Genomic DNA, 25,600 nt, shown 5'->3' on the forward strand with positions numbered 1-25,600 from the left:
GATCGCCGAAGACAACCCGCAGGTCAGGGCCATTGTCAGTGCTCGGGTGCAGGATGGACGCATGGTCAGCCCTGCACACCGAGCCCTGAACGGGTTCTCCCCCGCCACCCGCGGCTGGTTCACGGGAGCGTTCGACGCGCCCACCATCGCCCAGGCCGGCGCGTGGCAGGCCATCGCGGAGGGTTCGGACGTGCTCGTCGTCGCCCCCACCGGCTCCGGCAAGACCCTGGCCGCCTTCCTCGCCGCTCTGGACCAGCTTGCCTCCACACCCCCGCCCGCGGACCCCAGGAAGCGCTGCCGGGTGCTGTACGTCTCCCCTCTCAAGGCCCTCGCCGTCGACGTGGAGCGCAACCTCCGCAGCCCCCTCACCGGCATCCGCCAGGAATCCGTCCGCCTGGGCCTGCCCGAGCCCGGGGTCAAGGTGGGCATCCGCTCCGGCGACACCCCTCCGGCCGAGCGCCGGGCCCTGGCCACCCGCCCCCCGGACATCCTGATCACCACTCCGGAATCCCTGTTCCTGATGCTGACGTCGGCAACCCGGGACGCACTCACCGGCATCGAGACAGTGATCCTCGACGAGGTCCACGCCGTGGCCGGCACGAAGCGCGGCGCCCACCTGGCCCTCTCCCTGGAGCGCCTGGACGAACTCCTCCCGAAGCCGGCCCGCCGCATCGGCCTCTCCGCCACGGTCCGCCCCGTGGACGAGATCGCCCGCTACCTCTCCCCTCAGCGCAAGGTGGAGATCGTCCAGCCGAAGTCCGGCAAGGAGTTCGACCTCTCGGTCGTGGTTCCGGTCGAAGACCTCGGCGAACTCGGCGGCTCCCCGGTCGCCGAGGGCAACGAAGGCGCGGAACGCCCCTCCATCTGGCCCCATGTGGAGGAGCGGATCGCCGACCTCGTCCAGTCCCACCGCTCCACGATCGTCTTCGCGAACTCCCGCCGCCTCGCGGAACGCCTCTGCAACCGACTCAACGAGATCGCCTACGAGCGGGCCACCGGCGAACCCCTGGACGAACACCACGCCCCGGCCGAACTCATGGGCGGCTCTGGCGCGGCCCAGGGCGCGCCCCAGGTCATCGCCCGCGCCCACCACGGCTCGGTCTCCAAGGAACAGCGCGCCCTGGTCGAGGAAGACCTCAAAGCGGGCCGGCTCCCGGCCGTGGTGGCCACGTCCAGCCTCGAGCTCGGCATCGACATGGGGGCGGTGGACCTGGTGATCCAGGTCGAGTCGCCCCCCTCCGTGGCCTCCGGCCTGCAACGCGTCGGCCGCGCGGGCCACCAGGTCGGCGCGGTCTCCACCGGCGTGGTCTTCCCGAAGTACCGAGGCGACCTGGTCCAGGCAGCGGTCGTCACGGAACGCATGCGGACCGGCTCCATCGAGTCCCTGAAGGTCCCCGCGAACCCCCTGGACGTCCTCGCCCAGCAGCTCGTCGCGATGACCGCCATGGACACCTGGCAGCTCGACGACCTCCTCTCCACGGTCCGCAGGGCGGCCCCCTTCGCCTCCCTCCCCGAGTCCGCCTTCACCGCGGTCCTCGACATGCTCGCGGGCCGCTATCCCTCCGACGCCTTCGCCGAACTGCGCCCGCGCGTGGTCTGGGACCGCATCGCCGGCACGATCACCGGCCGCCCCGGCGCCCAGCGCCTCGCCGTCACCTCCGGCGGCACCATCCCCGACCGCGGCCTCTTCGGCGTCTTCCTGGCCGGCTCCGACCCCAAGAAGGGCGGCGGAAGGGTCGGCGAGCTCGACGAGGAGATGGTCTACGAGTCCCGCGTCGGGGACGTCTTCACGCTGGGCACCAGCTCCTGGCGCATCGAGGACATCACCCGCGACCGCGTCCTGGTCTCCCCCGCCCCCGGCGTCCCCGGCAGGCTCCCCTTCTGGAAGGGCGACCAGCTGGGCCGCCCCCTCGAGCTGGGCCGCGCGGTGGGCGCGTTCCTCCGCGAGGTCGGTTCCCTGCCCAAGAAGGACGCCCGCCTGCGCCTCCTCACGGCGGGCCTGGACGCATGGGCGGCGGACAACGTCATCTCGTACCTGGACGAGCAGCGCGAGGCCTGCGGCCATGTCCCGGACGACCGGACGATCGTCGTGGAGCGCTTCCGGGACGAACTCGGCGACTGGCGGGTCGTCGTCCACTCCCCCTTCGGCGCCCAGGTCCACGCCCCCTGGGCCCTCGCCCTCGGCGCCAAGCTCTCCGAGCGCTACGGCATGGACGCCCAGGTCATGCACGCCGACGACGGCATCGTCCTGCGACTGCCCGACGCCGACATGATGAGCCTGGACCTCCTCGACCGGGAACCGACCAGGAGCGGCACCGAGTACGACGCCGAGCAGGCTCCGGTGGGCGCCGCGGACGTCGTCTTCGACAAGGGCGAGGTCGACCAGATCGTCACCGACCAGGTCGGCGGCTCGGCCCTGTTCGCCGCCCGCTTCCGCGAATGCGCCGCCCGGGCGCTCCTGCTGCCGCGCCGCAACCCCGGTAAGCGCACGCCCTTGTGGCAGCAGCGCCAGCGTGCGTCCCAACTGCTCCAGGTGGCGAGCGAGTTCGGGTCGTTCCCGATCGTCCTGGAGGCGGTCCGCGAGTGCCTCCAGGACGTCTTCGACGTCCCCGGTCTAGTCGAGCTCATGGGCGACCTGGAGTCCCGCAGGGTCCGCCTGGTCGAGGTCACCACCCCCGAGCCCTCCCCCTTCGCCCGCTCCCTCCTCTTCGGCTATGTCGCCCAGTTCCTGTACGAGGGTGACTCGCCCCTCGCCGAGCGCCGGGCGGCGGCCCTCTCGCTGGACTCGCGTCTGCTGGCCGAGCTCCTGGGCCAGGCGGAGCTGCGCGAGCTGCTCGATGCCGAGGTGCTGACCGAGCTGGAGCGCGAGCTCCAGTGGCTCGCCGAGGACCGCCGGGTCAAGGACGTCGAGGGCGTCGCGGACATCCTCCGCGTCCTCGGCCCGCTCACGGACGCCGAGCTGGCCGAGCGCGGCGCCGAACCACAGTGGGCGCAGGAACTCGCCCGATCCCGTCGCGCGATCAAGGTCCGGGTCGGCGGCGCCGACCACTGGGCGGCGATCGAGGACGCGGGGCGCCTGCGCGACGCCCTCGGCACAGCGCTGCCGGTCGGCGTCCCGGAGGCTTTCACCGAACCGGTCAAGGACCCTCTGGGTGACCTCCTCGCGCGCTACGCCCGCACCCACGGCCCTTTCACCTCGGCGACGGCCGCCGCCCGCTTCGGCCTGGGCACGGCGGTCACCGAGGGTGCGTTGCAGCGCCTGGCCGCGAGCGGACGTGTGGTCCAGGGAGAGTTCCACCCGGCGGGCATCGGCCAGGAGTGGTGTGACGCGACCGTGCTCCGCCGCTTGCGCCGCCGCTCCCTGGCGGCCCTGCGGCACGAACTCGAACCGGTGCCGCCATCGGCCCTGGCCCAGTTCCTGCCGCAGTGGCAGCACATCGGCAAGGGCCACTCCCTGCGCGGCGTCGACGGGCTGGTGCGTGCCGTGGAGCAGTTGCAGGGCGCCTCCGTGCCCGCCTCCGCCCTGGAGAAACTCGTCCTGCCGTCACGCGTCATGAACTACACCCCGGCCATGCTCGACGAGCTCACCGCCGCCGGAGAGATCGTGTGGGCCGGAGCGGGCGCGCTCCCGGGCAAGGACGGCTGGGTCTCCCTGTACCTGGCGGACGCGGCCCCCCTCCTGCTGCCACCTCCCCACCCCCTGGAACTGACGGCGCTCCACCAGTCCGTCCTGGACGCCCTCACCGGCGGTTACGGCCTGTTCTTCCGCCAGATCGCCGACCAGGTCCGCGCCACCACCCACCCCGACGCCACCGACCCCCAACTCGCCGACGCCCTATGGGATCTGGCCTGGTCCGGGCGGCTCACCAACGACACCCTCACCCCCATGCGCTCTCTGCTGGGCTCCGGCCGCACCGCCGGTGCCACCGCCCACCGCGCGAAACGTACGATCCCCCGCGGCCGCTACGGCTCCCTCACCGCGGCCGCCCGGCCCGCCTCCCGCACCGGACCGCCGACCGTAGCCGGCCGCTGGTCCCTGCTCCCGCCCCGCGAGGCCGACCCGACCGTGCGCGCCCACGCCCTGGCCCGGACCCTCCTCGACCGGCACGGAGTGGTCACCCGGGGAGCCGTGTCGGCGGAGGGTGTCGAGGGCGGCTTCTCGGCGACGTACCGCATCCTCTCCGCCTTCGAGGACAGTGGCCAGGCCCGCCGCGGTTACGTGGTGGAGGGTCTCGGCGCCGCCCAGTTCGCCATGGACGGCGCGGTCGACCGTCTCCGCGCGGTGTCCAACGCCCGCGACCGCGGCGAGCCGCTGCCGCAGAGCGGCGCTCCCGACATCTGGACTTCGGACGTGGCACCCGACGCCCCCGGGGCAACCCACGACCGCGCACAAGGCGACCCCGCGACCGAGGACTGGGACTGGACCCGCGCCTTCGACCACCCCGACGGCCCCGGCCAGGAAGCCGACCCGGCCCTCACTTTCGGTTCCCCGCCCGCCGCGTCCCCCGCCTCCCGCGACGAGTACGTCTCACCGCGCGACTACCCGCCCCAGCCCACCCCCCAGCACTGGCAGGGCACCCCCTCGTACGATTCCGGCTTCGGCAACCGCAGACAGACCGCCTCCGACGCCTCCCGAGCCGTGGTCCTCGCCGCAGCCGACCCCGCCAACGCCTACGGGGCCGCCCTCCCCTGGCCCGACCCCCCGACCGAGGCAGGGCACAAGCCGGGCCGCAAGGCGGGCTCCCTCGTGGTCCTCGTGGACGGCGAGCTCACCCTCTACATGGAGCGGGGCGGCAAGACCCTCCTGGCCTGGCCCTCAGCCCCCGACACCACCCCCAGCGACGATCCCCGTCTCCGCACGGCGTCCGAGGCCCTCGCCGCAGCCGCCAAGGCCGGTTCGCTGGGCACCGTCACAGTGGAACGCGTCAACGGCACCGCAGCCCTGACCTCCCCTCTCGGCACCCTCCTGGAAACAGCGGGCTTCATCGCCACCCCACGGGGTCTGCGGCTACGCGCCTGACTCCCCACACCTCACAGCACCGTGGCCCCGTCGCCGCAGCCCCGCGCCGGGCCCGGGGGGAAGGCGGGACGAGGCGCGGCCCCGCGCGTCACGAACGCCAGCACCCACCCGGCGCACCGGCCCCCGGCTGCCCCAGGAGCGCGACCGCGCCACGAACGCCCCACCACGCCGCCGCAGCCGCAGCCGCCGACGAGCACGCCCCACAGGGGCCACCCGCACCCGACCATGAATCCCGCACGGGTGGTGCGGGTGGGACCAAACCGGCCGAAGGCGAAGCCGAGGCCGAACCCACCACCCGCAGCCGCACCAGACCCCCATCCCCATGCCACCCTTGACCCATGCCCGAAGGAGACACCGTCTGGCAAGCCGCCAAGCGCCTGCACACCGCCCTCGCGGACAAGGTGCTGACCCGCAGCGACCTCAGGGTGCCGAAATACGCCACAGCCGACCTCACGGGCCGCAGGGTCCTGGACGTCACCCCTCGCGGCAAGCACCTCCTCACCCGCATCGAAGGCGGCCTGACCCTCCACTCCCACCTCCGCATGGACGGCTCCTGGAAGGTGTACGCCGAGAACCAGCGCTGGACAGGCGGCCCCACCCACCAGATCCGCGCCATCCTGGCCAACACCGACCGCACAGCCGTCGGCTACCGCCTCCCCGTCCTCGAACTGATCCGCACCGCGGACGAGCACAAGGCCGTCGGCCACCTCGGCCCCGACCTCCTCGGCCCGGACTGGGACCCCGAGCGCGCCCTCGCCAACCTGCTCCAGGACCGGGCCCGCCCTCTCGGCGAGGCCCTCCTCGACCAGCGCAATCTCGCGGGCATCGGCAATGTCTACAAGAGCGAACTCTGCTTCCTGCTCGGCGTCACCCCCTGGCTCCCCGTCGGCGCCCTCCCCGCAGACCGCGCCGCACAGCTCCCCGCGCTCGCCAAGAAACTCCTGGAGGCCAACCGCGACCGCCCGATCCGCAGGACGACCGGCACGACCACCACGACCGGCACGACGGGCCGCCGCGGCCAGGACCTGTTCGTCTACGGCCGCGCCCCCCGCCCGTGCCTGCGCTGCCGCACCTCCATCCGCGTCGCCGACCAGGGCGACGGGTCCCGAGAACGCCCCACGTACTGGTGCCCGCACTGCCAGACCGGCCCGACCCCGAGCCCCACCCCACACCGCAGGGCACCGGACGAAGGCACCCCCAGAACCCCACGCCGTACGACCAATTGACGCCCCGTCAGAAACGCTCGTACCGTCGCTCCATGGCCGTCAGCGCGTACGACCTCACCGGACGCACCGCGTTCGTCACCGGCGCCGCCAGCGGCATCGGCCGCGCGAGTGCCGTCCTGCTCGCCCAGGCGGGCGCCACCGTCCACGGCGCCGACCTCGACGCGTCGGGACTGCACGAGACGGCGTCCTTGATCAAGGACGCCGGCGGCACCGCGCACTCCCACCCTCTCGACGTCACCGACCGCGAACAGCTCCGTGAGGCCATCACCTCCTGCGAGCGCCTCGATGTGCTGGCCGCGGTCGCCGGGATCATGCACAGCAGCCCGGTCCTGGAGACGACGGACGAGGACCTCGACCGTGTTCTGAACGTCAACTTCAAGGGTGTGCTCCACGCCTGCCAGGAAGCGGCCCGCCTGATGATCGAGCGGAAGACGGGAGGGAGCATCGTCACGATGGCCTCCGGGGCCGTGGACACGGGCGGCCCCGGTCTGCTCTGCTACGGCGCGGCCAAGGCAGCCGTGGTCCAGCTCACCAAGACCCTGGCCACCGAGGTCGGCGGATACGGCATCCGGGTCAACGCCGTCGCGCCGGGCTGGATCCGCACCCCCATGACCGACCGCCACGACCAGGAGGCCCAGGCCCGCACCGAGGCGCTCATGTCCCGCATGTCCCCGCTCAAGCGCGTCGGCGAACCGGAGGACATCGCCCACGCCGTGCTCTACCTGGCCTGCGACGCCTCGTCCTTCACGACGGGCCAGATCCTCCGCCCGAACGGCGGGGTGGCGATGCCGTGGTAGCCGCACCCTCATCCCCGGCCTCCGCACCATCATCCCCGGCCTCCGCACCATCATCCCCGGCCTCCGCGGCGTGCACGACCGCCCCCGCAGGTCTCCCCGCCCGCCACGCCTGACGCCACCGTCCAGCGGCCACGGCCCCCGCGGCCCGCGCCTTCGGCACACAGTGCACCGGCAGCAGGCTCAGCCCCCACCCACCCGCCGCGACCGCCCCTTCGAGCACCCCGGCGTCCGGGGCCAGCACCAGCCGCGCCACAGCGCACCACCACAGTGCCCCGAGCCCGAGAGCCATCCCCCGGCGTACTGTCGGCCCCGCCATGCAGCCACCTCCGGCCCGGACGCTAGACGGCCGCCCCATTCCCGGGGAGGGCGCACCAAGGGCACACGGACGCATCGGCGCGGCCGTCGCTCCAAGATGCACGAAAACCCCGACCGGCGCCTCTCCAGACCAGCTGGAGAAACCCGTCCGGGGCCTCGCAGACTTCCTCTCGGCGAGCCATCAGCGCGATGGCACACCGAGCGCGAGCGTCACGCCGCTACGACGTCCACCGCTTCGCTCGGCGCCTTGATGGTCACTCGTTCCGGTGGCACACCCTTCACCGACACAGAACCCAGCATCGGGCGCACGGGCGCCGGTACGGGCTCGCGGGGGGTGGCCGCAGCAGACTGGGCCAGCTCGGCGAGGGCGAGCTCGTCGCTCACTTCCCGCATGAGCTCGGACATCCGTACGTCCAACGCGTCGCAGATCGCGGAGAGCAGTTCGGAGGAAGCCTCCTTCTGCCCCCGCTCCACCTCGGAGAGATAGCCGAGTGAGACTCGGGCGGAGGAGGAGACTTCGCGCAGAGTACGGCCCTGGCGCTGGCGCTGCCGACGCAGCACGTCACCCAGTAGGCGACGGAGCAGAATCATCGGTGGCTCCCTCCTCGGACCGCGTAGCCGCATCCTTCACGCCCCACCGTACCGCCTTGCGCCGCGGCCGTGCGGGGAGCGATGTCGTGTTCACTCAGGGCTGCAAACATCAAAACCCCCCGTTCCGTTCCGTATCCTGTGCCCGCTCATTCCCGGTCTGTTCGCTCGCGAGCTCCTCCAGGAGGAGTGCGAGTACGCTCCGTACACTCTCCATACGAATTTCCGCGCGGTCGCCGTTCAACCGCAGCGCGGTCACTTTCCCGCCATTCGTTGCCTCGGACGCGCCCGCGGAGGGCCCGTCGACGGCCACGAAAACCGTTCCGACGGGCTTGCCGTCCTGCGGTTCGGGGCCCGCGACTCCGGTGGTCGCGATGCCCCAGTCGGCGCCGAGTGCCTTGCGCACTCCAGCCGCCATCTGGGCCGCGACCTGCGGATCCACCGCACCTCTCTGGTCCAGCAGGGTGGCGTCGACACCCAGCAGCTCATGCTTCAGTTCGGTGGCGTAGGCGGTCACCGAACCCCGGAACGCCTGGGACGCGCCGGGAGCCGCTGTGATTTCCGCCGCAACCAGCCCGCCGGTGAGCGACTCGGCGACCGCGAGCGTCTGACCCTTCACGGTGAGTAGTTGCACCACTTGAGCGGCCGGGGAATTCACGCTTCCGTCTCCTCCAACGCCGCCCTGCGCTCGGCGATTCCCTGCCTGCGCAGGACAATGGCCTGTCTCACATAGTCGAGTCCGGTCGCGACGGTCAGCACGACCGCCACAGCCATCACCCAGAACCTCGCGGTGGCCAGCCACCCCGTCAGCGCCAGGATGTACATCCCTACGGCGATGCCCTGGCCGAGGGTCTTGAGCTTGCCGCCCCGGCTCGCCGGGATCACGCCGTACCGGATGACGAGGAAACGCAGCAGGGTGATGCCCAGTTCCCTGCCGAGGATGACGATCGTCACCCACCAGGGCAGGTCGCCGAGCCCGGAGAGACAGATCAGCGCCGCCCCCATGATCGCCTTGTCGGCGATGGGGTCGGCGATCTTCCCGAAGTCCGTGACGAGGTTGTAGGCACGCGCCAGGTGACCGTCGAACAGGTCGGTGATCATGGCGACCGCGAAGGCCGCCCAGGCGAACGAGCGCCACGCGGGGTCGTGTCCGCCGTCGGCCAGCATCAGGGCGACGAAGCCGGGCACGAGGACCAGCCGGAGCATGGTCAGCAGATTGGCGATGTTCCAGACGCTGGCCTGGTTGACGGCCGCGGCCGTGATCTTCCCCCCGCGCGCGGGCTTCGCGCCGGAGTCGACGTCGGCCTCCGAAGCCGCTCCGGCCACGATCCCCACGCCGGGGACGGCACCGGCGCGCACCTCGGCGGCCGTACCGGAGACCAGGTCCGAGGGAGTGCTCGGTGCCGCGCCGGACGCGGCGCCCGAGACCGCGCCCGCCGGTCCGCCCTTCGCGGCGGAGGGGCCACCCGCAGCGGACGCCGGAACTCCGGTCATCTGCCCGCCTCCTCACTACACGCGAGCGAGCCGTCGAGCGGCTCGGCCACCAGGTCGACACCTTCGGTACCGACCACCTTCGCCTCGACCATACGACCGACACTCAGACCTTCGCCGCTCGTGAGCAGCACCTGGCCGTCGGTCTCCGGCGCCTGGTGCGCGCCGCGGCCGTACACGCCCTCCTCGTCGACGGACTCGACCAGCACGTGCACGGTCTCGCCGACGCGCTCCTCGGCGCGCTGCGAGACGAGTTCCTCGGCGAGCCGGGAGACACGCGCCAGACGCTCGGCGACGAGGTCCTCGTCCAGCTTGTTCTCGTACGTCGCCGCTTCGGTGCCCTCCTCGTCGGAGTACCCGAAGACACCGATGGCGTCCAGTCGCGCGCCGTTCAGGAACCGCTCCAGCTCGGCGAGGTCGGCCTCGGTCTCGCCGGGGAAGCCCACGATGAAGTTGGAGCGCACGCCGGCCTCGGGGGCCTTGCCCCGGATGGTGTCGAGGAGCTCCAGGAAGCGGTCGGTGTCGCCGAAGCGGCGCATGGCGCGCAGCACGTCGGGAGCGGAGTGCTGGAAGGACAGGTCGAAGTAGGGCACCACCTTGGGGGTGGAGGTGAGCACGTCGATCAGGCCGGGCCGCATCTCGGCGGGCTGGAGGTAGCTGACCCGCACGCGTTCGAGACCGTCGACCTCGGCGAGCTCGGGCAGGAGGGACTCGAGGAGGCGGATGTCTCCGAGGTCCTTGCCGTACGACGTGTTGTTCTCGGAGACCAGCATGATCTCCTTGACGCCCTGCTCGGCCAGCCAGCGCGTCTCGTTGAGGACGTCCGAGGGGCGGCGGGAGATGAAGGAGCCGCGGAAGGACGGGATGGCGCAGAAGGAGCAGCGCCGGTCGCAGCCCGAGGCGAGCTTCACCGAGGCGACCGGGGAGCCGTCCAGACGGCGGCGCAGGGGCGCACGGGGGCCGGAGGCCGGAGCCAGCCCCTCCGGAAGGTCGGCGGGTGCCGCCTCGGGGGCTTCGGCGGCCGGCGCGTGTCCGGGCAGCGCGACGGACGCCGCGGACTCCTGGCGCTGGGAGGGGCTGATCGGCAGGAGCTTGCGCCGGTCGCGCGGGGTGTGCGCGGCGTGGATACCACCGCTGAGGATCGTCTGGAGCCTGTCGGAGATGTCGGCGTAGTCGTCGAAGCCGAGCACCCCGTCCGCTTCCGGCAGGGCCTCGGCGAGGTCCTTGCCGTACCGCTCGGCCATGCAGCCCACCGCCACGACGGCCTGGGTTCTGCCGTGGCCCTTGAGGTCGTTGGCCTCCAGGAGGGCGTCGACGGAGTCCTTCTTGGCGGCCTCGACGAAGCCACAGGTGTTGACGACGGCGACATCCGCGTCTGCGGCGTCCTCCACGAGATCCCAGCCGTCCGCCTCCAAACGGCCTGCGAGCTCCTCCGAGTCCACCTCGTTGCGGGCGCAGCCAAGAGTGACGAGTGCGACGGTACGGCGTTCAGGCATGGGCTCAAGACTACTTCGTCCCGCTGACACCCCACGTCGAAGGGGTTGGCCGATCCTGGCCAACCCCTTCGCGACAGAAACCGAACAGATGTCTAGCCGACCTGCGGGTCGCCCTTGGTGTACGTCAGGCGCTCCACGGCGCCGGGCTGCCAGTCGTCGTCGATCTTCTTGCCGTTCACGTACAGCTGGATCGCCCCGGCGTCACCGAGGACGAGGTTGATCTTGTCGCTGTCCTGGAAGGTCTTGCTGTTGCCCTGGGTGAGCAGCCCGTCGAAGAGGGTCCGGCCGTTGTGGTCCTTGGCGAGGATCCAGCTCTTTCCGTCGGTGGCGCTGACCTGGACGGTCACCTTGTCCTGGGGCGCAGCCGCGATGGCGCTGTCCGACGGCGTGGGCTTCGGGCTCTCGGGGGTCTTGTCGGACTTGGGCGTCGGGGACTTGCTGGTGGCGGGCGTGGTGCCGTCGGCGACCTGCGTCGTCCCGCCGTCGTCGCCGCCTTTGAAGGCGGTGAACCCTACGAAGCCGACCACGGCGACGATCGCGGCGACCATGGCCGCGGTCCAGTTGGGCCCGCGGCGCTCGGGACGGATGCGCTCCGCCTCGAACAGCGGGGCGGCCGGGGTCGGCGCCGGACGCCCACCGCCGTGATCGGCGGCGTACTGGTCCAGCAGGGGGGCCGGATCCAGGTGGACGGCCTTGGCCAGGGTCCGGATGTGCCCCCGGGCGTACACATCGCCACCGCAGGGGGCGAAGTCGTCCGCCTCGATGGCATGCACGATGGCGATACGGACCCTGGTGGCGTTGCTGACGTCGTCGACGGTCAGCCCGGCCGCGATCCGCGCCTGTTTCAGGGCGTGGCCGACGGAGAGGCGGGCTTCCTGCCGGTCGTCTTCGAACGGACGCTCGTCTTCAGGGGAGTTGCCGATGGACACGGGGGCGCCTTTCGAGCGTATAGCCACCTGTGCTGGGGGTTCAGTCTAGGGGGGGTGCGAAAGAGTGGGGCAACCGGGCGGTGGGACTTTGTACGCCATCGGAATGGCCGAACACACCGATGGCGGGGCAGCGGCTTTTCGCTTCCCTCAACTTGACGTACGACGAAGGGAAACGGTTGCTCGATGATCCCTTACGGGTGAGTCACGATCGAACATCGGTGGCCGCACCCGCTCCGGGCTCTCATCAAGCCTCCCCGCGGATGACCGCGAGCACTCCGTCCAGTTCGTCGGCCTTCACAAGAACGTCACGAGCCTTGGACCCCTCGCTGGGCCCGACGATGCCCCGGGACTCCATGAGGTCCATCAGCCGACCCGCCTTCGCGAACCCGACCCGCAGCTTGCGCTGGAGCATGGAGGTCGACCCGAACTGCGTGGAGACGACCAGCTCGGCCGCCTGGCACAGCAGGTCGAGATCGTCGCCGATCTCCTCGTCGATCTCCTTCTTCTGCTTGGTGCCCACGACGACGTCGTCCCGGAAGACCGGCGCCATCTGGTCCTTGCAGTGCTGGACGATCGCCGCGACCTCGTCCTCGGTCACGAAGGCACCCTGCATACGGGTGGGCTTGTTGGCGCCCATCGGCAGGAACAGCCCGTCGCCCTTGCCGATCAGCTTCTCGGCGCCCGGCTGGTCGAGGATGACCCGCGAGTCGGCGAGCGAGGACGTGGCGAAGGCGAGCCGCGAGGGCACGTTCGCCTTGATCAGACCGGTGACGACGTCCACCGACGGCCGCTGGGTGGCGAGCACCAGGTGGATGCCGGCCGCGCGCGCGAGCTGCGTGATCCGCACGATCGCGTCCTCGACATCCCGCGGGGCGACCATCATCAGGTCGGCGAGCTCGTCGACGATCACCAGCAGGTACGGGTACGGCTGGAGCTCCCGCTCACTGCCCTCGGGCAGTTTGACCTTGCCGTTCCTGATGGCCTCGTTGAAGTCGTCGATGTGCCGGAAGCCGTACGCCGCCAGGTCGTCGTAGCGAAGGTCCATCTCCCGTACGACCCACTGGAGCGCCTCGGCGGCCCTCTTCGGGTTGGTGATGATCGGCGTGATCAGGTGCGGGATGCCCTCATAGGCCGTCAGCTCCACGCGCTTGGGGTCGACGAGGACCATGCGCACGTCCTCGGGGGTCGCGCGGACCATGATGGAAGTGATCAAGCAGTTAATGCACGACGACTTACCGGAACCGGTGGCTCCGGCGACGAGCACGTGCGGCATCTTCGCGAGGTTGGCCATGACATAGCCGCCCTCGACGTCCTTGCCGAGCGCGACCAGCATGGGGTGCTCGTCCTCGGCGGCCGCCGCGAGCCGCAGCACGTCACCGAGGTTGACCATCTCCCGGTCGGTGTTGGGGATCTCGATGCCGACCGCGGACTTGCCGGGGATCGGGCTGATGATCCGCACGTCGGGGCTGGCGACGGCGTACGCGATGTTCTTGGCCAGCGCGGTGATCCGCTCGACCTTCACGGCGGGCCCGAGCTCGACCTCGTAACGCGTGACCGTCGGCCCGCGCGTGAAGCCGGTGACGGCGGCGTCGACCTTGAACTCCGTGAAGACGTTCGTCAGCGAGGCCACTATGGCGTCGTTGGCCGCGCTGCGCGCCTTGCCGGGCCCGCCGCGCTCCAGGAGGTCGAGGGAGGGCAGCGCGTAGGTGATGTCGCCGGACAGCTGGAGCTGCTCCGCGCGCGGGGGCAGTTCGCTCGGAGCCTCGGGAGCGGGCTTGGTGAGGTCGGCGACCTCGACCTTGAGCTTGTCCTGCTTCGGGCGCGTCTCCTGCTTGGGCCGCGCGGCCGGGACCGGAGTGGGTACGGGGGTCGTCTCCACCCGGTCGCCCACGCTCACGCCGTGGGTGAGGTCGGCGACCAGCGGCGAGGGCGGCAGGCCGTGCATGACGACGCCGTCCAGATCCGCCGCGGCGGCCGCGGCGATGTCCACGGCGTCCATCTGCCGGTCCATCGAGGGCTGCGGCACCGCCGACCGCCGGGGGCGCCCACGACGCTGTGTGAGGGCCTGCTGCTCCGCTCCGTCGGGGTCGTACGACTCGGGCGCGGAACCTCGCCTGCGCCCACGCGCGGGCAGCGCCTCGCGCCACTGCTCGTCGTAGCGCTCGTCGTCCTCGCCGAATTCGTCCTCCACCGGTTCCGGGAGGATCCCGAGCCGCACACCGAGTTCCCGCAGCCGCCGTGGAATGGCGTTGACCGGGGTGGCCGTGACGACGAGCAGCCCGAAGACCGTCAGCAGCACGAGCAGCGGTACGGCGAGGACCTCGCCCATGGTGTACGTCAGCGGGGTGGCTGCTCCCCAGCCGATGAGGCCGCCGGCGTCCCTTATCGCCTGCATGCCGTCGCTGCGGGCCGGTGAGCCGCAGGCGATGTGGACCTGGCCGAGCACGCCGATGACGAGCGCCGACAGACCGATCACGATCCGGCCGTTGGCCTCGGGCTTCTCGGGGTGCCGGATGAACCGTACGGCGATGACCGCGAGCAGTATCGGCACGAGCAGGTCGAGCCGGCCGAAGGCGCCGGTCACGATGATCTCGACGAGGTTGCCGACGGGGCCGCGCAGGTTCGACCAGGTGCCGGCGGCCACGATCAGGCCGAGAGCGAGCAGCAGGAGTGCCACGCCGTCCTTCCGGTGCGCGGGGTCGAGGTTCTTCGCGCCCTGCCCTATCCCGCGGAACACTGCGCCCACGCCATGGGCGAGGCCGAGCCAGACGGCCCGGACGAGGCGGTAGACGCCTCCGGTCGGGCTGGGCGCCGGCCTCGGTGGCACCGCCTTCTTCACCGCGGCTTTCCTGGCGGGCGCCTTCTTCGCCGGTGCTTTCTTCGTGGGGGCCTTCCGCGCCGGACCCTTCGCGGGAGCGGCAGCCTTCTTGGCGGGCTGCTTCTTGGCTGCCGAGGGACGTGAGGCCATAGGTGTGAGATTACCGGTGGAGACGACCGCGGACACGTGTGCCCACTGCTTCACCCGTTCGTGTCGCGCCTGGAGAGCTGCCGAGCTGACGCGGGCTCACCCGCGGGAAGCGCGGGAACACTTGCGCCACGCGTCAGTTCCGATCAGTTCCGCTCAGTTCTGCGAGGGCACCGACGGCGAACTCCCGGTGCCCGGCTCCAGCGCGTCCAGTGCCCGCCGCAACCCCGTGAGTTTGCGTTCGAGATGGGCCGCGGTGGCGACCGCGGCCGCGTCCGCCGACTCGTCGTCGAGTTGCTTGGAGAGTGCCTCGGCCTGCTCCTCGACCGCCGCGAGCCGCGCGGACAGCTCGGCGAGCAGACCCGCCGGCTCCTTCGCGTCCCCGACCGCCGCCCTGCCTCCGCCGCCCTCCAACTGGAGCCGCAGCAGCGCCGCCTGCTCCCGCAGCTGGCAGTTCTTCATGTAGAGCTCGACGAACACCGAGACCTTCGCGCGCAGCACCCACGGGTCGAACGGCTTGGAGATGTAGTCCACCGCACCGGCCGCGTATCCCCGGAAGGTGTGGTGCGGCCCGTGGTTGATGGCGGTGAGGAAGATGATCGGGATGTCCCGGGTCCGCTCCCGCCGTTTGATGTGCGCCGCGGTCTCGAAACCGTCCATGCCCGGCATCTGGACGTCCAGCAGAATCACCGCGAAGTCGTCCGTGAGCAGCGCCTTGAGCGCTTCCTCCCCGGACGATGCCCGCACCAGTGTCTGATCGAGCGCGGAGAGGATGGCCTCCAGCGCCAGCAGATTCTCCGGCCGGTCATCGACCAGGAGGATCTTGGCCTTCTGCACCATGGCCCGCCCTCCTCGCCCCGGATGTGCACCGGGTGCCGCCCCTGGGGACGACTCCCTTTCGCCGCCCGTCCTTGTGCCGGTCATCGTAGCCGCACCCTGTCTGTCGCCACACCCTGTCACCGTGATGTCACTGTGCACGAAGCAGAAACGTAGTGGGAGAACAGAAGGTTCCCCGAATCCCGTACTTCTACACGGCGCCGGACACACTGAGTCAGCAACTCCGCGTGAACGTCGCTGATTCCCGTCACTCCCCCCGCATCCACTGCTGCATCACCGACAGCAGATGATCGGGGTCGACCGGCTTGGTCACGTAGTCGGAGGCGCCCGACTCGATCGCCTTCTCCCGGTCGCCCTTCATCGCCTTGGCGGTCAGCGCGATGATCGGGAGCCCGGCGAACTGCGGCATCCTGCGGATCGCGTTGGTCGTCGCGTAACCGTCCATCTCGGGCATCATGATGTCCATCAGGACGACCGCCACGTCCTCGTGCTGTTCCAGCACCTCGATGCCCTCACGGCCGTTCTCCGCGTAGAGCACCGACAGTCCGTGCTGTTCGAGGACGCTGGTCAGCGCGAAGACATTGCGGATGTCGTCGTCGACGATCAGCACCTTCTCGCCGCCGAACCGGATGCCCCGGCGCGGCTGCGGCGTGCTCTGGTGCTCCACCGCCGACCACTGGTCCGGCTGCCCGATCCGCTGTTCGAGGGCCGGTGCGGTCCTGCGACGGCGCCGGAAGAGCGCCGCGGCACCGTTCTGTGTCTCCTGGTACGACCTCACCTCGGCCGGCGTCTCGACCTCGACCCCGGACCGCCCGTTCTCCGACGCGGACGCCACCAGGTCGCCGGCCTCCAGGGCGGGCATGGAGTGCTGGTAGCCCTGCGGCGGGAGTTCGCTGGGGTGCAGCGGCAAATACAGCGTGAACGTCGATCCGCGTCCCGGCTCGCTCTGCGCGTGGATCTCTCCGCCGAGCAGTTGTGCGATCTCCCGCGAGATCGACAGCCCGAGTCCGGTGCCGCCGTACTTGCGGCTCGTCGTGCCGTCGGCCTGCTTGAACGCCTCGAAGATCACCCGCATTTTGCTGGCCGCGATACCGATACCGGTGTCGGTCACCGAGAACGCGATCAGGTCGGCGTCCGGGTCGCGCAGCGAACCGGCCTCCAGCAGCTGCTCCCGGATCGCGACCGGCACCTCCCGCCCGGCGGGCCGGATGACCAGCTCGACGGCCCCGGAGTCGGTGAACTTCACTGCGTTGGACAGCAGGTTGCGCAGCACCTGGAGCAGCCGCTGCTCGTCGGTGTGCAGTGTGGCGGGCAGCTCGGGCGAGACCCGCACGGACAGGTCGAGTCCCTTCTCCGCGGTCAGCGGCCGGAACGTGGCCTCCACGTAGTCCACGAGCTGCACGAGCGCGATACGCGTCGGCGAGACGTCCATCTTGCCCGCCTCGACCTTCGACAGGTCGAGGATGTCGTTGATGAGCTGGAGCAGGTCGGAGCCCGCACCATGGATGGTCTCGGCGAACTCGACCTGCTTCGGGGTGAGGTTGGAGTCCGCGTTGTCGGCGAGCAGTTTGGCGAGGATCAGCAGCGAGTTCAGCGGCGTCCGCAGCTCGTGCGACATGTTGGCCAGGAACTCGCTCTTGTACCGCATGGACACGGCTAGCTGTTCGGCGCGCTCCTCCAGGACCTGCCGCGCCTCCTCGATCTCGGTGTTCTTGACCTCGATGTCGCGGTTCTGCTGGGCCAGCAGCTCGGCCTTCTCCTCCAGCTCGGCGTTGGACGCCTGGAGGGCCTTCTGCCGGTTCTCCAACTCGGCCGACCGCTCCCGCAGTTGTTCGGTCAGCTCCTGCGACTGCTTCAGCAGCACCTCGGTCTTGGTGTTGACGGAGATGGTGTTGACGCTGGTCGCGATCATCTCGGCGATCTGGTTGAGGAAGTCCTTCTGGATCTGTGTGAAGGGTGTGAAGGACGCGAGCTCGATGACGCCGAGCACCTTGCCCTCGAACAGCACCGGGAGGACGATCACCTGCGCGGGCGGCGCCTCTCCGAGACCGGAGGAGATCTTCAGATAGCCGCTGGGCGCGTTCTCCACCAGGATCGTGCGCTTCTCCTCCGCGGCCGTCCCGATGAGCGCCTCCCCCGGCCGGAACGACGTCGGCATGGACCCCATCGAGTAGCCGTACGACCCGAGCATCCGCAGCTCGTACTGATCCTCGGCCTCGGTGCTCATGTCCTTGCCGTCCAGGAGCGGCATCGCCACGAAGAACGCGCCGTGCTGGGCGGTCACCACCGGCGTCAGCTCGCTCATGATCAGCGAGGCCACGTCCTCCAGGTCCCGGCGGCCCTGCATGAGCGCCGAGATACGGGCCAGGTTGCCCTTGAGCCAGTCCTGCTCCTTGTTGGCGATCGTGGTGTCGCGCAGGTTGGCGATCATCTTGTTGATGTAGTCCTGGAGCTCCTGGATCTCGCCGGACGCGTCCACGTCGATCTTCAGGTTCAGGTCGCCCCGGGTCACCGCGGTGGCGACCCGCGCGATGGCCCGTACCTGGCGAGTAAGGTTTCCTGCCATTTCGTTCACGGACTCGGTCAGGTCGCGCCAGGTGCCGTCGACGTCACGCACGCGTGCCTGGCCGCCGAGCTGTCCTTCGGTACCCACCTCGCGGGCGACCCGGGTGACCTCCTCGGCGAAGGACGACAGCTGGTCGACCATCGTGTTGATGGTCGTCTTCAGCTCCAGGATCTCGCCGCGGGCGTCGATGTCGATCTTCTTGGTCAGGTCGCCCTTGGCGATGGCCGTGGTCACCATGGCGATGTTCCGGACCTGACCGGTCAGGTTCGATGCCATCTGGTTCACGGACTCGGTGAGGTCCTTCCAGGTGCCGGCCACACCGGGCACCCGCGCCTGACCGCCGAGGATGCCGTCCGTGCCCACCTCGCGGGCCACCTTGGTGACCTGGTCGGCGAACGAGCTCAGCGTCTTGACCATGGTGTTGAAGGTGTCGGCGAGCTGTGCGACCTCACCACGCGCCTCGATCGTCACCGTCCGCGTGAGGTCGCCGTTGGCGACCGCGTTCGCGACCTGGGAGATGTTGCGCACCTGCATGGTCAGGTTGTTGGCCATCAGGTTCACGTTGTCGCTGAGGTCCTTCCAGATGCCCGTGACACCCGGCACCCGCGCCTGACCGCCCAGCTGCCCCTCGGTGCCCACCTCACGGGCCACCCGGGTCACCTGCTCGGCGAAGGACGACAGCTGGTCCACCATCGTGTTGACGGTGGTGACGAGCTCGAGGATCTCGCCCTTCGCATCGACGGTGATCTTCTTCGAGAGATCGCCCTTGGCGACCGCGGTGGTGACCTCGGCGATGTTGCGCACCTGAATGGTCAGGTTGTTCGCCATGAAGTTCACGGACTGCGTGAGGTCCTTCCAGGTGCCGGAGACACCCTGCACCTCGGCCTGGCCGCCGAGGATGCCCTCGGTGCCCACCTCGCGGGCCACCCGCGTCACCTGGTCGGCGAAGCTGGAGAGCTGGTCCACCATCGTGTTGAGTGTGTTCTTCAGCTCCAGGATCTCGCCCCGCGCATCGACGTCGATCTTCTGCGACAGGTCACCCCGGGCCACCGCGGTGGCCACCTGGGCGATGTTGCGCACCTGGGCAGTCAGGTTTCCTGCCATTCCGTTCACGGAGTCGGTGAGGTCGCGCCACACACCGGCCACACCGGGCACCTGGGCCTGTCCGCCGAGCCGGCCCTCGGTGCCCACGTCCCGGGCCACTCGGGTCACCTGGTCGGCGAAGGCGGAGAGCTGGTCCACCATCGTGTTGATGGTGTTCTTCAGCTCCAGGATCTCGCCGCGCGCGTCCACGTCGATCTTCTGCGACAGGTCACCCCGGGCCACCGCCGTCGTCACCTGGGCGATCTGCCGCACCTGCGAGGTGAGGTTGCCGCCCATGAAGTTGACGGAGTCGGTGAGCTCTTTCCAGGTCCCGGAGACCCCGGGCACGACGGCCTGACCGCCGAGCCGGCCCTCGGTGCCCACGTCCCGGGCCATCCGCGTCACCTGGTCGGCGAAGGCCGAGAGCTGGTCCACCATCGTGTTCACGGTGTTCTTCAGCTGGAGCATCTCGCCGGAGACGTCCACGGTGACCTTCTGCGACAGGTCACCGTTGGCCACCGCCGTCGTCACCTGGGCGATGTTCCTCACCTGTCCGGTGAGATTCCTGAACGCCGTGTTGACGGAGTCGGTGAGGTCCTTCCAGGTACCGGCCGCCCCGGGCACCTGCGCCTGCCCGCCCAGCTCGCCCTCGACACCGATCTCGCGCGCCACGCGCGTGACCTCGGCACCGAACGCGGACAGCTGGTCCACCATCCCGTTGACGGTGTTCTTCAGCTCCAGCATCTCGCCGGCCACGTCGACGGTGACCTTCTGCGACAGGTCACCGTTGGCCACCGCCGTCGTCACGGCGGCGATGTCCCGCACCTGCGTGGTGAGGTTCCGGAAGACCGTGTTCACCGAATCGGTGAGGTCCTTCCACGTCCCCGCCGCGCCCGGCACGTTCGCCTGTCCGCCGAGCTGCCCCTCGGCACCGACCTCGTTGGCCACGCGGGTGACCTCATCCGCGAAGATCCGCAGCGTCTCGGTCATCTGGTTGATCGTGTCCGCGAGCTGTGCGACCTCGCCGCGTGCGGAGACCGTCACCTTCTGCGACAGGTCACCACTGGCCACCGCCGTCGTCACCTGGGCGATCCCGCGCACCTGGGCCGTCAGGTTGCCGGCCATGAGGTTCACCGAATCGGTGAGGTCCTTCCACACCCCGGCCACGCCCGGCACCTGCGCCTGGCCGCCGAGCTCGCCCTCGACACCCACCTCGCGCGCGACGCGGGTCACCTCGGAGGAGAAGGACGAGAGCTGGTCCACCATCGTGTTGACGGTGTTCTTCAGTTCCAGCATCTCGCCGGCCACGTGAACCGTGACCTTCCGGGACAGATCACCCTTGGCCACCGCCGTGGTCACCAGCGCGATGTCCCGCACCTGGGCCGTCAGCCGGTACGCCATCGTGTTGACGGACTCGGTCAGGTCCTTCCAGGAGCCCGACATGCCACGCACGCGTGCCTGGCCGCCGAGCTTGCCCTCGGTACCGACCTCGCTGGCCACCCGCGTGACCTCGTCGGTGAACGTCGAGAGCTGATCGACAAGGTTGTTTACAGTCCGCCCGACCTTCAGGAACTCCCCGCGCAGCGGATGCCCCGTCCCGTCCGGCGCCTGGGTCCTGAGCTCCATACGGGGCGACAGATCGCCCTCCGCGACCGCGGACAGCACCCGGCCGACCTCGGAGACAGGCCGTACGAGGTCGTCCACGAGCGCGTTGGAGGCATCGATGGCGGACGCCCAGGAGCCCTCACAGGCGCCTGTTTCCAGCCGTTCCGTGAGCTTTCCCTCACGACCCACCATGCGCCGCACCCGCGACAGCTCACCCGTCAGGTGCAGGTTGCGGTCGGCCACCTCGTTGAAAACGGCCGCGATCTCCGACATCACGCCGTCGCCGGACACCGTGAGCCGCTTGCGGAAGTTTCCGTCACGCATCGAGACCAGCGCCGCCATCAGCCGGTCCAGGGCGGCCGTGTCCACCGCGGTGGTCCCGCTCCGCGGTGTGCGCCGGCCGCTCGGGGACTGTCCGTCTTTCGCGCGCGTTTTAGTGCCCCGCGTCGCTGCGCCAGACTCCACTGTGTCCCTCCCGCAGGGGTCGACCGTTACTGCTGTGCTCGGGTGATACCGCGCGGCACACCGGTGGCCGCCGCGCACTTCTGCTTACTACAGCGATATGTCAGCCAGGCATGCAAAGCCGCACCACGGGCTGCTGCCCGCCGTACGCGCAAGCCACTCGGCCTGCCCGAACCTTCTTCAGGAGCCTGCCCAGTGTTTCACCCTGGTTGAACCAGGCCATAACAGTTCGGCAGCTTCGCACATCGTCCGCACACCCTCCGGACGGAAACACTGCAGACCGGCATCCGCATGGCCGTCGAAGGTAAGTAACCTTGCATGCGGCTGTCCAGCCGAGCCGGTCCGTCCGGCCTGGGCGGTGGCACGAGCACGAGCGGGCATCGGAGGGCGGCCGCACACATGACCACCGGACTGATCCCGGGGGGACAGCCCCCGGACCCCCGGCCGACGGGCGGCCTGCCGCAACAGCGGCACGAGCCGGTCGGTCAGGCAGCCCTGCACGTCGACAACCGGTCGAGGAGTTCTGTGATCACCGCGCGCGCGGCCGCCAGCTTCGAGCCCGTCGGACGATCGGTAGCCACCGCCCGCTCCTTCGTCCGCGACACACTCCAGGGCTGGGGCTTCGCCGACATCGTGGACGACGCGGTCGTCCTCACCAGCGAACTCGTCACCAATGCCGTGGTGCACGCGGGCACCGCCGCCGATGTTCTGTGCCTGCGCAGTGACGACGGTGTACGGATCGAGGTGGCCGACCACTATCCCGAGCGCGAGATCCCGCTCCAGGGCCAGGCCGTCAACATGGGCAACCTCGATCGTGAGGGCGGCCGTGGTCTCCAGCTCTGCGCCGCGCTCGCCGCCCGCTGGGGTGTCGAGTACACACCCACCCAGAAGCAGGTCTGGTTCCAACTTGTCCTCCCCGGGCGTCCCGTGGGCACCCGCGCGGCAGGCCCGGCCCTGCCCGCGGACCTCCTCCCGCTGGCCGACGGCCGCGTCCGCGTGGCCGTCGTCCAGATCGACCGTACGTGCGCCATCACCTCGTGGAACGAGGATGCCGAGGAGCTCTTCGGGTATGCCGCCGAGCAGGTCATCGGCAAGCCCCTGACCGACCTCGCGGCCTGGCCGCACACCCCCGGCACCGGCACCGGAATCGTCGAAGCACTCCAGCTCTCGCGCTGGGAGGGCAGCTACGGCATAAGGGCAGCCAACGGCCGCGTCACCTCGGTCTACGCCTCCCACCTGCGCGTCCGCGACACCGGCGGCGAGCCCTCCACCGTCTGCCTCCTGGTCCGCGACCACGAACGCGCCGTACTCCAGACCCCGTTGCGTGTCCCCTCCTCGGACACGACCACCTCCGCCGACGGCCAGAGCACCGACCCCTTCGAGGTGTTCATCGGCTCCCCGGCCCCGGACGACCTCGACGGGCTCCTCCAGCGCACGGTCGAACGTGCGCGCGACATGCTCGACGGCGACTCCGCCTTCCTCCTCCTCGCGACCGACGACGAGACGGAGCTGGAGGTCCGCGCCTCCACCGGTCTGCCCTCCGCCCGTCAGCGCTTCGCGCGCGTGCCCGTCGAGGCGGGCCCCGGCCGCTACGGCTCCGCCCGCATGCCGGCCGTCCACGACGACCTCGCGGCCCTACCCGGCGCGGTACCGCTCCTGAACGGCACCGGCATGCGCTCGGTCGTCACGGTCCCGCTGAAGGTCGAGGGCCGCCTCACCGGCTCCCTGGGCGTGGCCGCCGAAGGCCCCGGCAGATACTCGAACGAAGAGGCCCTGCGCCTCCAATTCGCCGCCGACCGCATCGCGTTGGCCGTCGAATCGGCCCGCCTGGGCGAGCTCGAACGCCTGCGCCGCGGCTCCCTGAGCTTCCTCGTCGAGGCATCCGACCTCCTCGCCGGCACCCTGGACCGCGACCAGACGCTGGCCCTCATGGCCCAGATGACCGTCCCCACCCTGGCCACCTGGTGCGCCGTCTACACGATCGCCGACCAGGCCTCGGATCCCTATCTGTCCTACGTCCTGCACGAGGACGAGGAACTCATCGACGGCATCAAGTCGTTGCTGTCGAAGGTCCAGCCCCCGGACCCGGTCCCCACCCCCGGCGCCCGGGTCTGGTCAGCCCCGGGCGAGGCGGCCCACCAGGCGGCCCTGCGCAGCTCCATGCGCAGCCTCGGCCTCAGCGGCGGCCCCACCCATCAACTCGCCTCCGGAATCGGCCCCACGCTCGCCACGGCCTCCGCGGTGGGCGGCGAGACCGTCGTGCTCCCCCTGGTCGCCCGCAACCGCGTCATCGGCATGCTGACCCTCGGCAAGCCCGCCGACGAACACTTCCGCCAGGAAATCCTGGAACTGGCCGAGGACCTGTCCCGCCGGGCCGCCCTCGCCCTGGACAACGCCCGCCTCTACTCCGAGCGCACGGCCATCAGCCAGTCCCTCCAGCGCAGCCTCCTGCCACCCGAGCTCCCCGAGATCGACGGCGTCGAGGTCGAGGTCATCTACCGCGCGGCCGGCGAGGGCAACGAGGTCGGCGGCGACTTCTACGACGTCTTCCCCATCAGCGACGGCGCGTACGGCTTCGCCATCGGCGACGTCTGCGGCACCGGCCCGAACGCGGCGGCGGTGACGGGCCTCGCGCGGCACGCCCTCCGTCTCCTGGCCAGGGAGGGTTTGAGCGGCCCGGCCGTCCTCGAGCGCCTGAACTCCGCGATCCTCGACGAGGGCGCCCGCAGCCGCTTCCTGACCCTCCTCTACGGCGAGCTGTGGCCGCAGGCGGACGGCAGCGCCCGCCTGAAGATCGTCTGCGCCGGCCATCCGCTCCCGCTCCGCCTGCGCCAGGACGGCACCGTGGAACCGGCCGCCGAACCCCAGCCGCTCCTCGGCGTCATGGAGGACCTGGAACTCTACGAGGAGACGGTCACCCTCGACCCGGGCGACGTCCTTCTCTGCGTCACGGACGGCGTCACCGAACGCCGCGAAGGCACCCGCATGTTGGGCGACGACGGTCTCGCCGACGTCCTCACCACCTGTACGGGCCTGACGGCCGGCGCGGTCGCGGCCCGCATCATGCGCGCGGTCGAGCGCTTCGCCTCCGACGCCCCGTCCGACGACATGGCAATCCTGGCCATGCGCGTCCCGGGCCTGCAGCAGGATTGAGGGAGAACGCAAAAAAGGCCCCGCCCGAATGGGCGGGGCCTTTTGACTGGAGCCCCCTAACGGAATCGAACCGTTGACCTTCTCCTTACCATGGAGACGCTCTGCCGACTGAGCTAAGGGGGCCTGTCGCCTTTTCGAGGTTTCCCTCGCGGCAACGGAATAGATCATACCCCGTACAGACCCGTGCTCCCAACTCGCTCAGGAAGCGGGCTGAAGCAGTCCGCCGAGCGCATTGCACGCGGTCACGACGCGCTGCATGTCCCGCTTGGTCAGCGAAGCTTCCACCGGCAGCGCAAGCGTCTCGTCGGCGGCTCGCTCCGTCTCCGGCAGCGACACACAACGCCGGAATTCGGGCAACCGGTGCACGGGCGTCTTCACCGGCACGCGGCACGCAACTCCCTTGCTCCGCAGGGCCCGGGCGAACGCATCCCGGTCCGGCCGCCCGTTGCCGGGAACCCGCACGACGTACTGGTGGTAGGTGTGCCCGTCCCCGCCATCGGGCGTGCGCACCCCGCGCAACCTCCCGTCGAGATAGCCGGCCCGCTCGCGACGCTGAGCGATCTCGTCGTACGGGGCCTCGGATTCACCCTCCTGCAGCACCAACAGCCCGCGCCGCAGCCCGAGCGCGAGGAGCGCTGCCATATCGGCCGGCCGCCCAAATCGGTGTACGACAACGACCGCCGCCGTACGCGGAGTTATGGCCGCTTCGACAGCGGACGCGTCAAGGCAGTAGCTGACCGGATGTATGTCCGCGAACACCGGAAGCGCACCGGTGAGTGTCACCGCCTCGGCGACCTCGACGTTCCCGAAGGCCGGTACGACGACCTCGTCACCGACTCCGACGCCGGCGGCCCTGAGCATTGCAGCAGTACCCATGCCGGCGATGGTGGTTGTGCAACGTGAACTTCAAGTGACGCCCAACAAAAAAGGGTTGGACCCCGAACCGAAGTTCAGGATCCAACCCTTTGAATGATTGTTCGGCGGTGTCCTACTCTCCCACAGGGTCCCCCCTGCAGTACCATCGGCGCTGTAAGGCTTAGCTTCCGGGTTCGAAATGTAACCGGGCG

13 protein-coding genes, 1 tRNA gene and 1 rRNA gene are annotated in these 25,600 nt (G+C 70.3%); 4 read left to right on the forward strand and 11 right to left on the reverse strand.

Going from position 1 to position 25,600, the window contains the following annotated elements:
* The first annotated feature begins 61 nt into the window (after positions 1 to 61).
* The 3 genes from ACGFWE_RS33940 to ACGFWE_RS33950 all read left to right on the forward strand — a co-directional run bounded on the left by ACGFWE_RS33940 (position 62) and on the right by ACGFWE_RS33950 (position 7,043).
* Positions 62 to 5,020, forward strand: a complete 4,959-nt coding sequence (locus tag ACGFWE_RS33940) for an ATP-dependent helicase (RefSeq protein WP_393603881.1) — start codon at positions 62 to 64, stop codon at positions 5,018 to 5,020.
* A gap of 338 nt (positions 5,021 to 5,358) precedes the next feature.
* Complete coding sequence (locus ACGFWE_RS33945; RefSeq protein WP_393603883.1) at positions 5,359 to 6,246, forward strand: Fpg/Nei family DNA glycosylase; 888 nt, start codon at positions 5,359 to 5,361, stop codon at positions 6,244 to 6,246.
* Positions 6,247 to 6,278: 32 nt separating this feature from the next.
* Positions 6,279 to 7,043: an SDR family NAD(P)-dependent oxidoreductase gene (locus tag ACGFWE_RS33950; protein ID WP_393603885.1), complete on the forward strand. Its 765-nt coding sequence runs from the start codon at positions 6,279 to 6,281 to the stop codon at positions 7,041 to 7,043.
* A 525-nt stretch (positions 7,044 to 7,568) separates the two neighbouring features.
* On the opposite strand, the gene ACGFWE_RS33955 is transcribed toward ACGFWE_RS33950, so the two are convergent.
* The 8 genes from ACGFWE_RS33955 to ACGFWE_RS33990 form a co-directional block, all read right to left on the reverse strand.
* The gene (locus ACGFWE_RS33955) at positions 7,569 to 7,949 is read right to left on the reverse strand and encodes a helix-turn-helix transcriptional regulator (protein ID WP_352382446.1); all 381 of its coding nucleotides are present in this window, start codon (positions 7,947 to 7,949) and stop codon (positions 7,569 to 7,571) included.
* Positions 7,950 to 8,058: 109 nt separating this feature from the next.
* The gene (locus tag ACGFWE_RS33960) at positions 8,059 to 8,604 is read right to left on the reverse strand and encodes a CinA family protein (RefSeq protein WP_352382448.1); all 546 of its coding nucleotides are present in this window, start codon (positions 8,602 to 8,604) and stop codon (positions 8,059 to 8,061) included.
* Positions 8,601 to 9,440 carry a CDP-diacylglycerol--glycerol-3-phosphate 3-phosphatidyltransferase gene (pgsA, locus tag ACGFWE_RS33965; RefSeq protein WP_352382450.1) on the reverse strand — a complete coding sequence of 280 codons (840 nt, stop codon included), beginning with the start codon at positions 9,438 to 9,440 and terminating at the stop codon, positions 8,601 to 8,603. The genes ACGFWE_RS33960 and pgsA overlap by 4 nt, the downstream gene beginning before the upstream one ends.
* A complete protein-coding gene (rimO, locus tag ACGFWE_RS33970) occupies positions 9,437 to 10,933 on the reverse strand; it encodes a 30S ribosomal protein S12 methylthiotransferase RimO (RefSeq protein WP_393603887.1) in 1,497 nt (498 codons plus the stop codon). Before rimO ends, pgsA begins: the two co-directional genes overlap by 4 nt.
* A gap of 92 nt (positions 10,934 to 11,025) precedes the next feature.
* Positions 11,026 to 11,862, reverse strand: a complete 837-nt coding sequence (locus tag ACGFWE_RS33975; RefSeq protein ID WP_352382454.1) for a helix-turn-helix domain-containing protein — start codon at positions 11,860 to 11,862, stop codon at positions 11,026 to 11,028.
* 244 nt (positions 11,863 to 12,106) lie between these two features.
* Positions 12,107 to 14,830 carry a DNA translocase FtsK gene (locus tag ACGFWE_RS33980; protein WP_393603889.1) on the reverse strand — a complete coding sequence of 908 codons (2,724 nt, stop codon included), beginning with the start codon at positions 14,828 to 14,830 and terminating at the stop codon, positions 12,107 to 12,109.
* A gap of 153 nt (positions 14,831 to 14,983) precedes the next feature.
* Positions 14,984 to 15,667 (reverse strand): response regulator, encoded by a 684-nt coding sequence (locus ACGFWE_RS33985; RefSeq protein ID WP_352382458.1) that lies wholly within the window; start codon positions 15,665 to 15,667, stop codon positions 14,984 to 14,986.
* A gap of 244 nt (positions 15,668 to 15,911) precedes the next feature.
* A complete protein-coding gene (locus ACGFWE_RS33990; protein WP_352382460.1) occupies positions 15,912 to 21,383 on the reverse strand; it encodes a HAMP domain-containing protein in 5,472 nt (1,823 codons plus the stop codon).
* A 396-nt stretch (positions 21,384 to 21,779) separates the two neighbouring features.
* On the opposite strand from ACGFWE_RS33990, the gene ACGFWE_RS33995 reads away from it, so the two are divergent.
* Entirely contained in the window at positions 21,780 to 24,533 is a 2,754-nt protein-coding gene (locus ACGFWE_RS33995) for a SpoIIE family protein phosphatase (protein WP_393603892.1), read from the forward strand.
* A gap of 47 nt (positions 24,534 to 24,580) precedes the next feature.
* Here ACGFWE_RS33995 and ACGFWE_RS34000 read toward each other — a convergent pair.
* The 3 genes from ACGFWE_RS34000 to rrf all read right to left on the reverse strand — a co-directional run.
* Positions 24,581 to 24,656: transfer RNA gene (locus ACGFWE_RS34000), tRNA-Thr, on the reverse strand.
* 75 nt (positions 24,657 to 24,731) lie between these two features.
* The gene (locus ACGFWE_RS34005; protein ID WP_352382578.1) at positions 24,732 to 25,394 is read right to left on the reverse strand and encodes a DegT/DnrJ/EryC1/StrS family aminotransferase; all 663 of its coding nucleotides are present in this window, start codon (positions 25,392 to 25,394) and stop codon (positions 24,732 to 24,734) included.
* 114 nt (positions 25,395 to 25,508) lie between these two features.
* Positions 25,509 to 25,600, reverse strand: a 5S ribosomal RNA gene (rrf, locus tag ACGFWE_RS34010); the annotation flags it as partial.

It is taken from the genome of Streptomyces sp. NPDC048523 (genome assembly GCF_043199815.1).
In the GTDB taxonomy this organism is placed as follows: Bacteria; Actinomycetota; Actinomycetes; order Streptomycetales; family Streptomycetaceae; genus Streptomyces.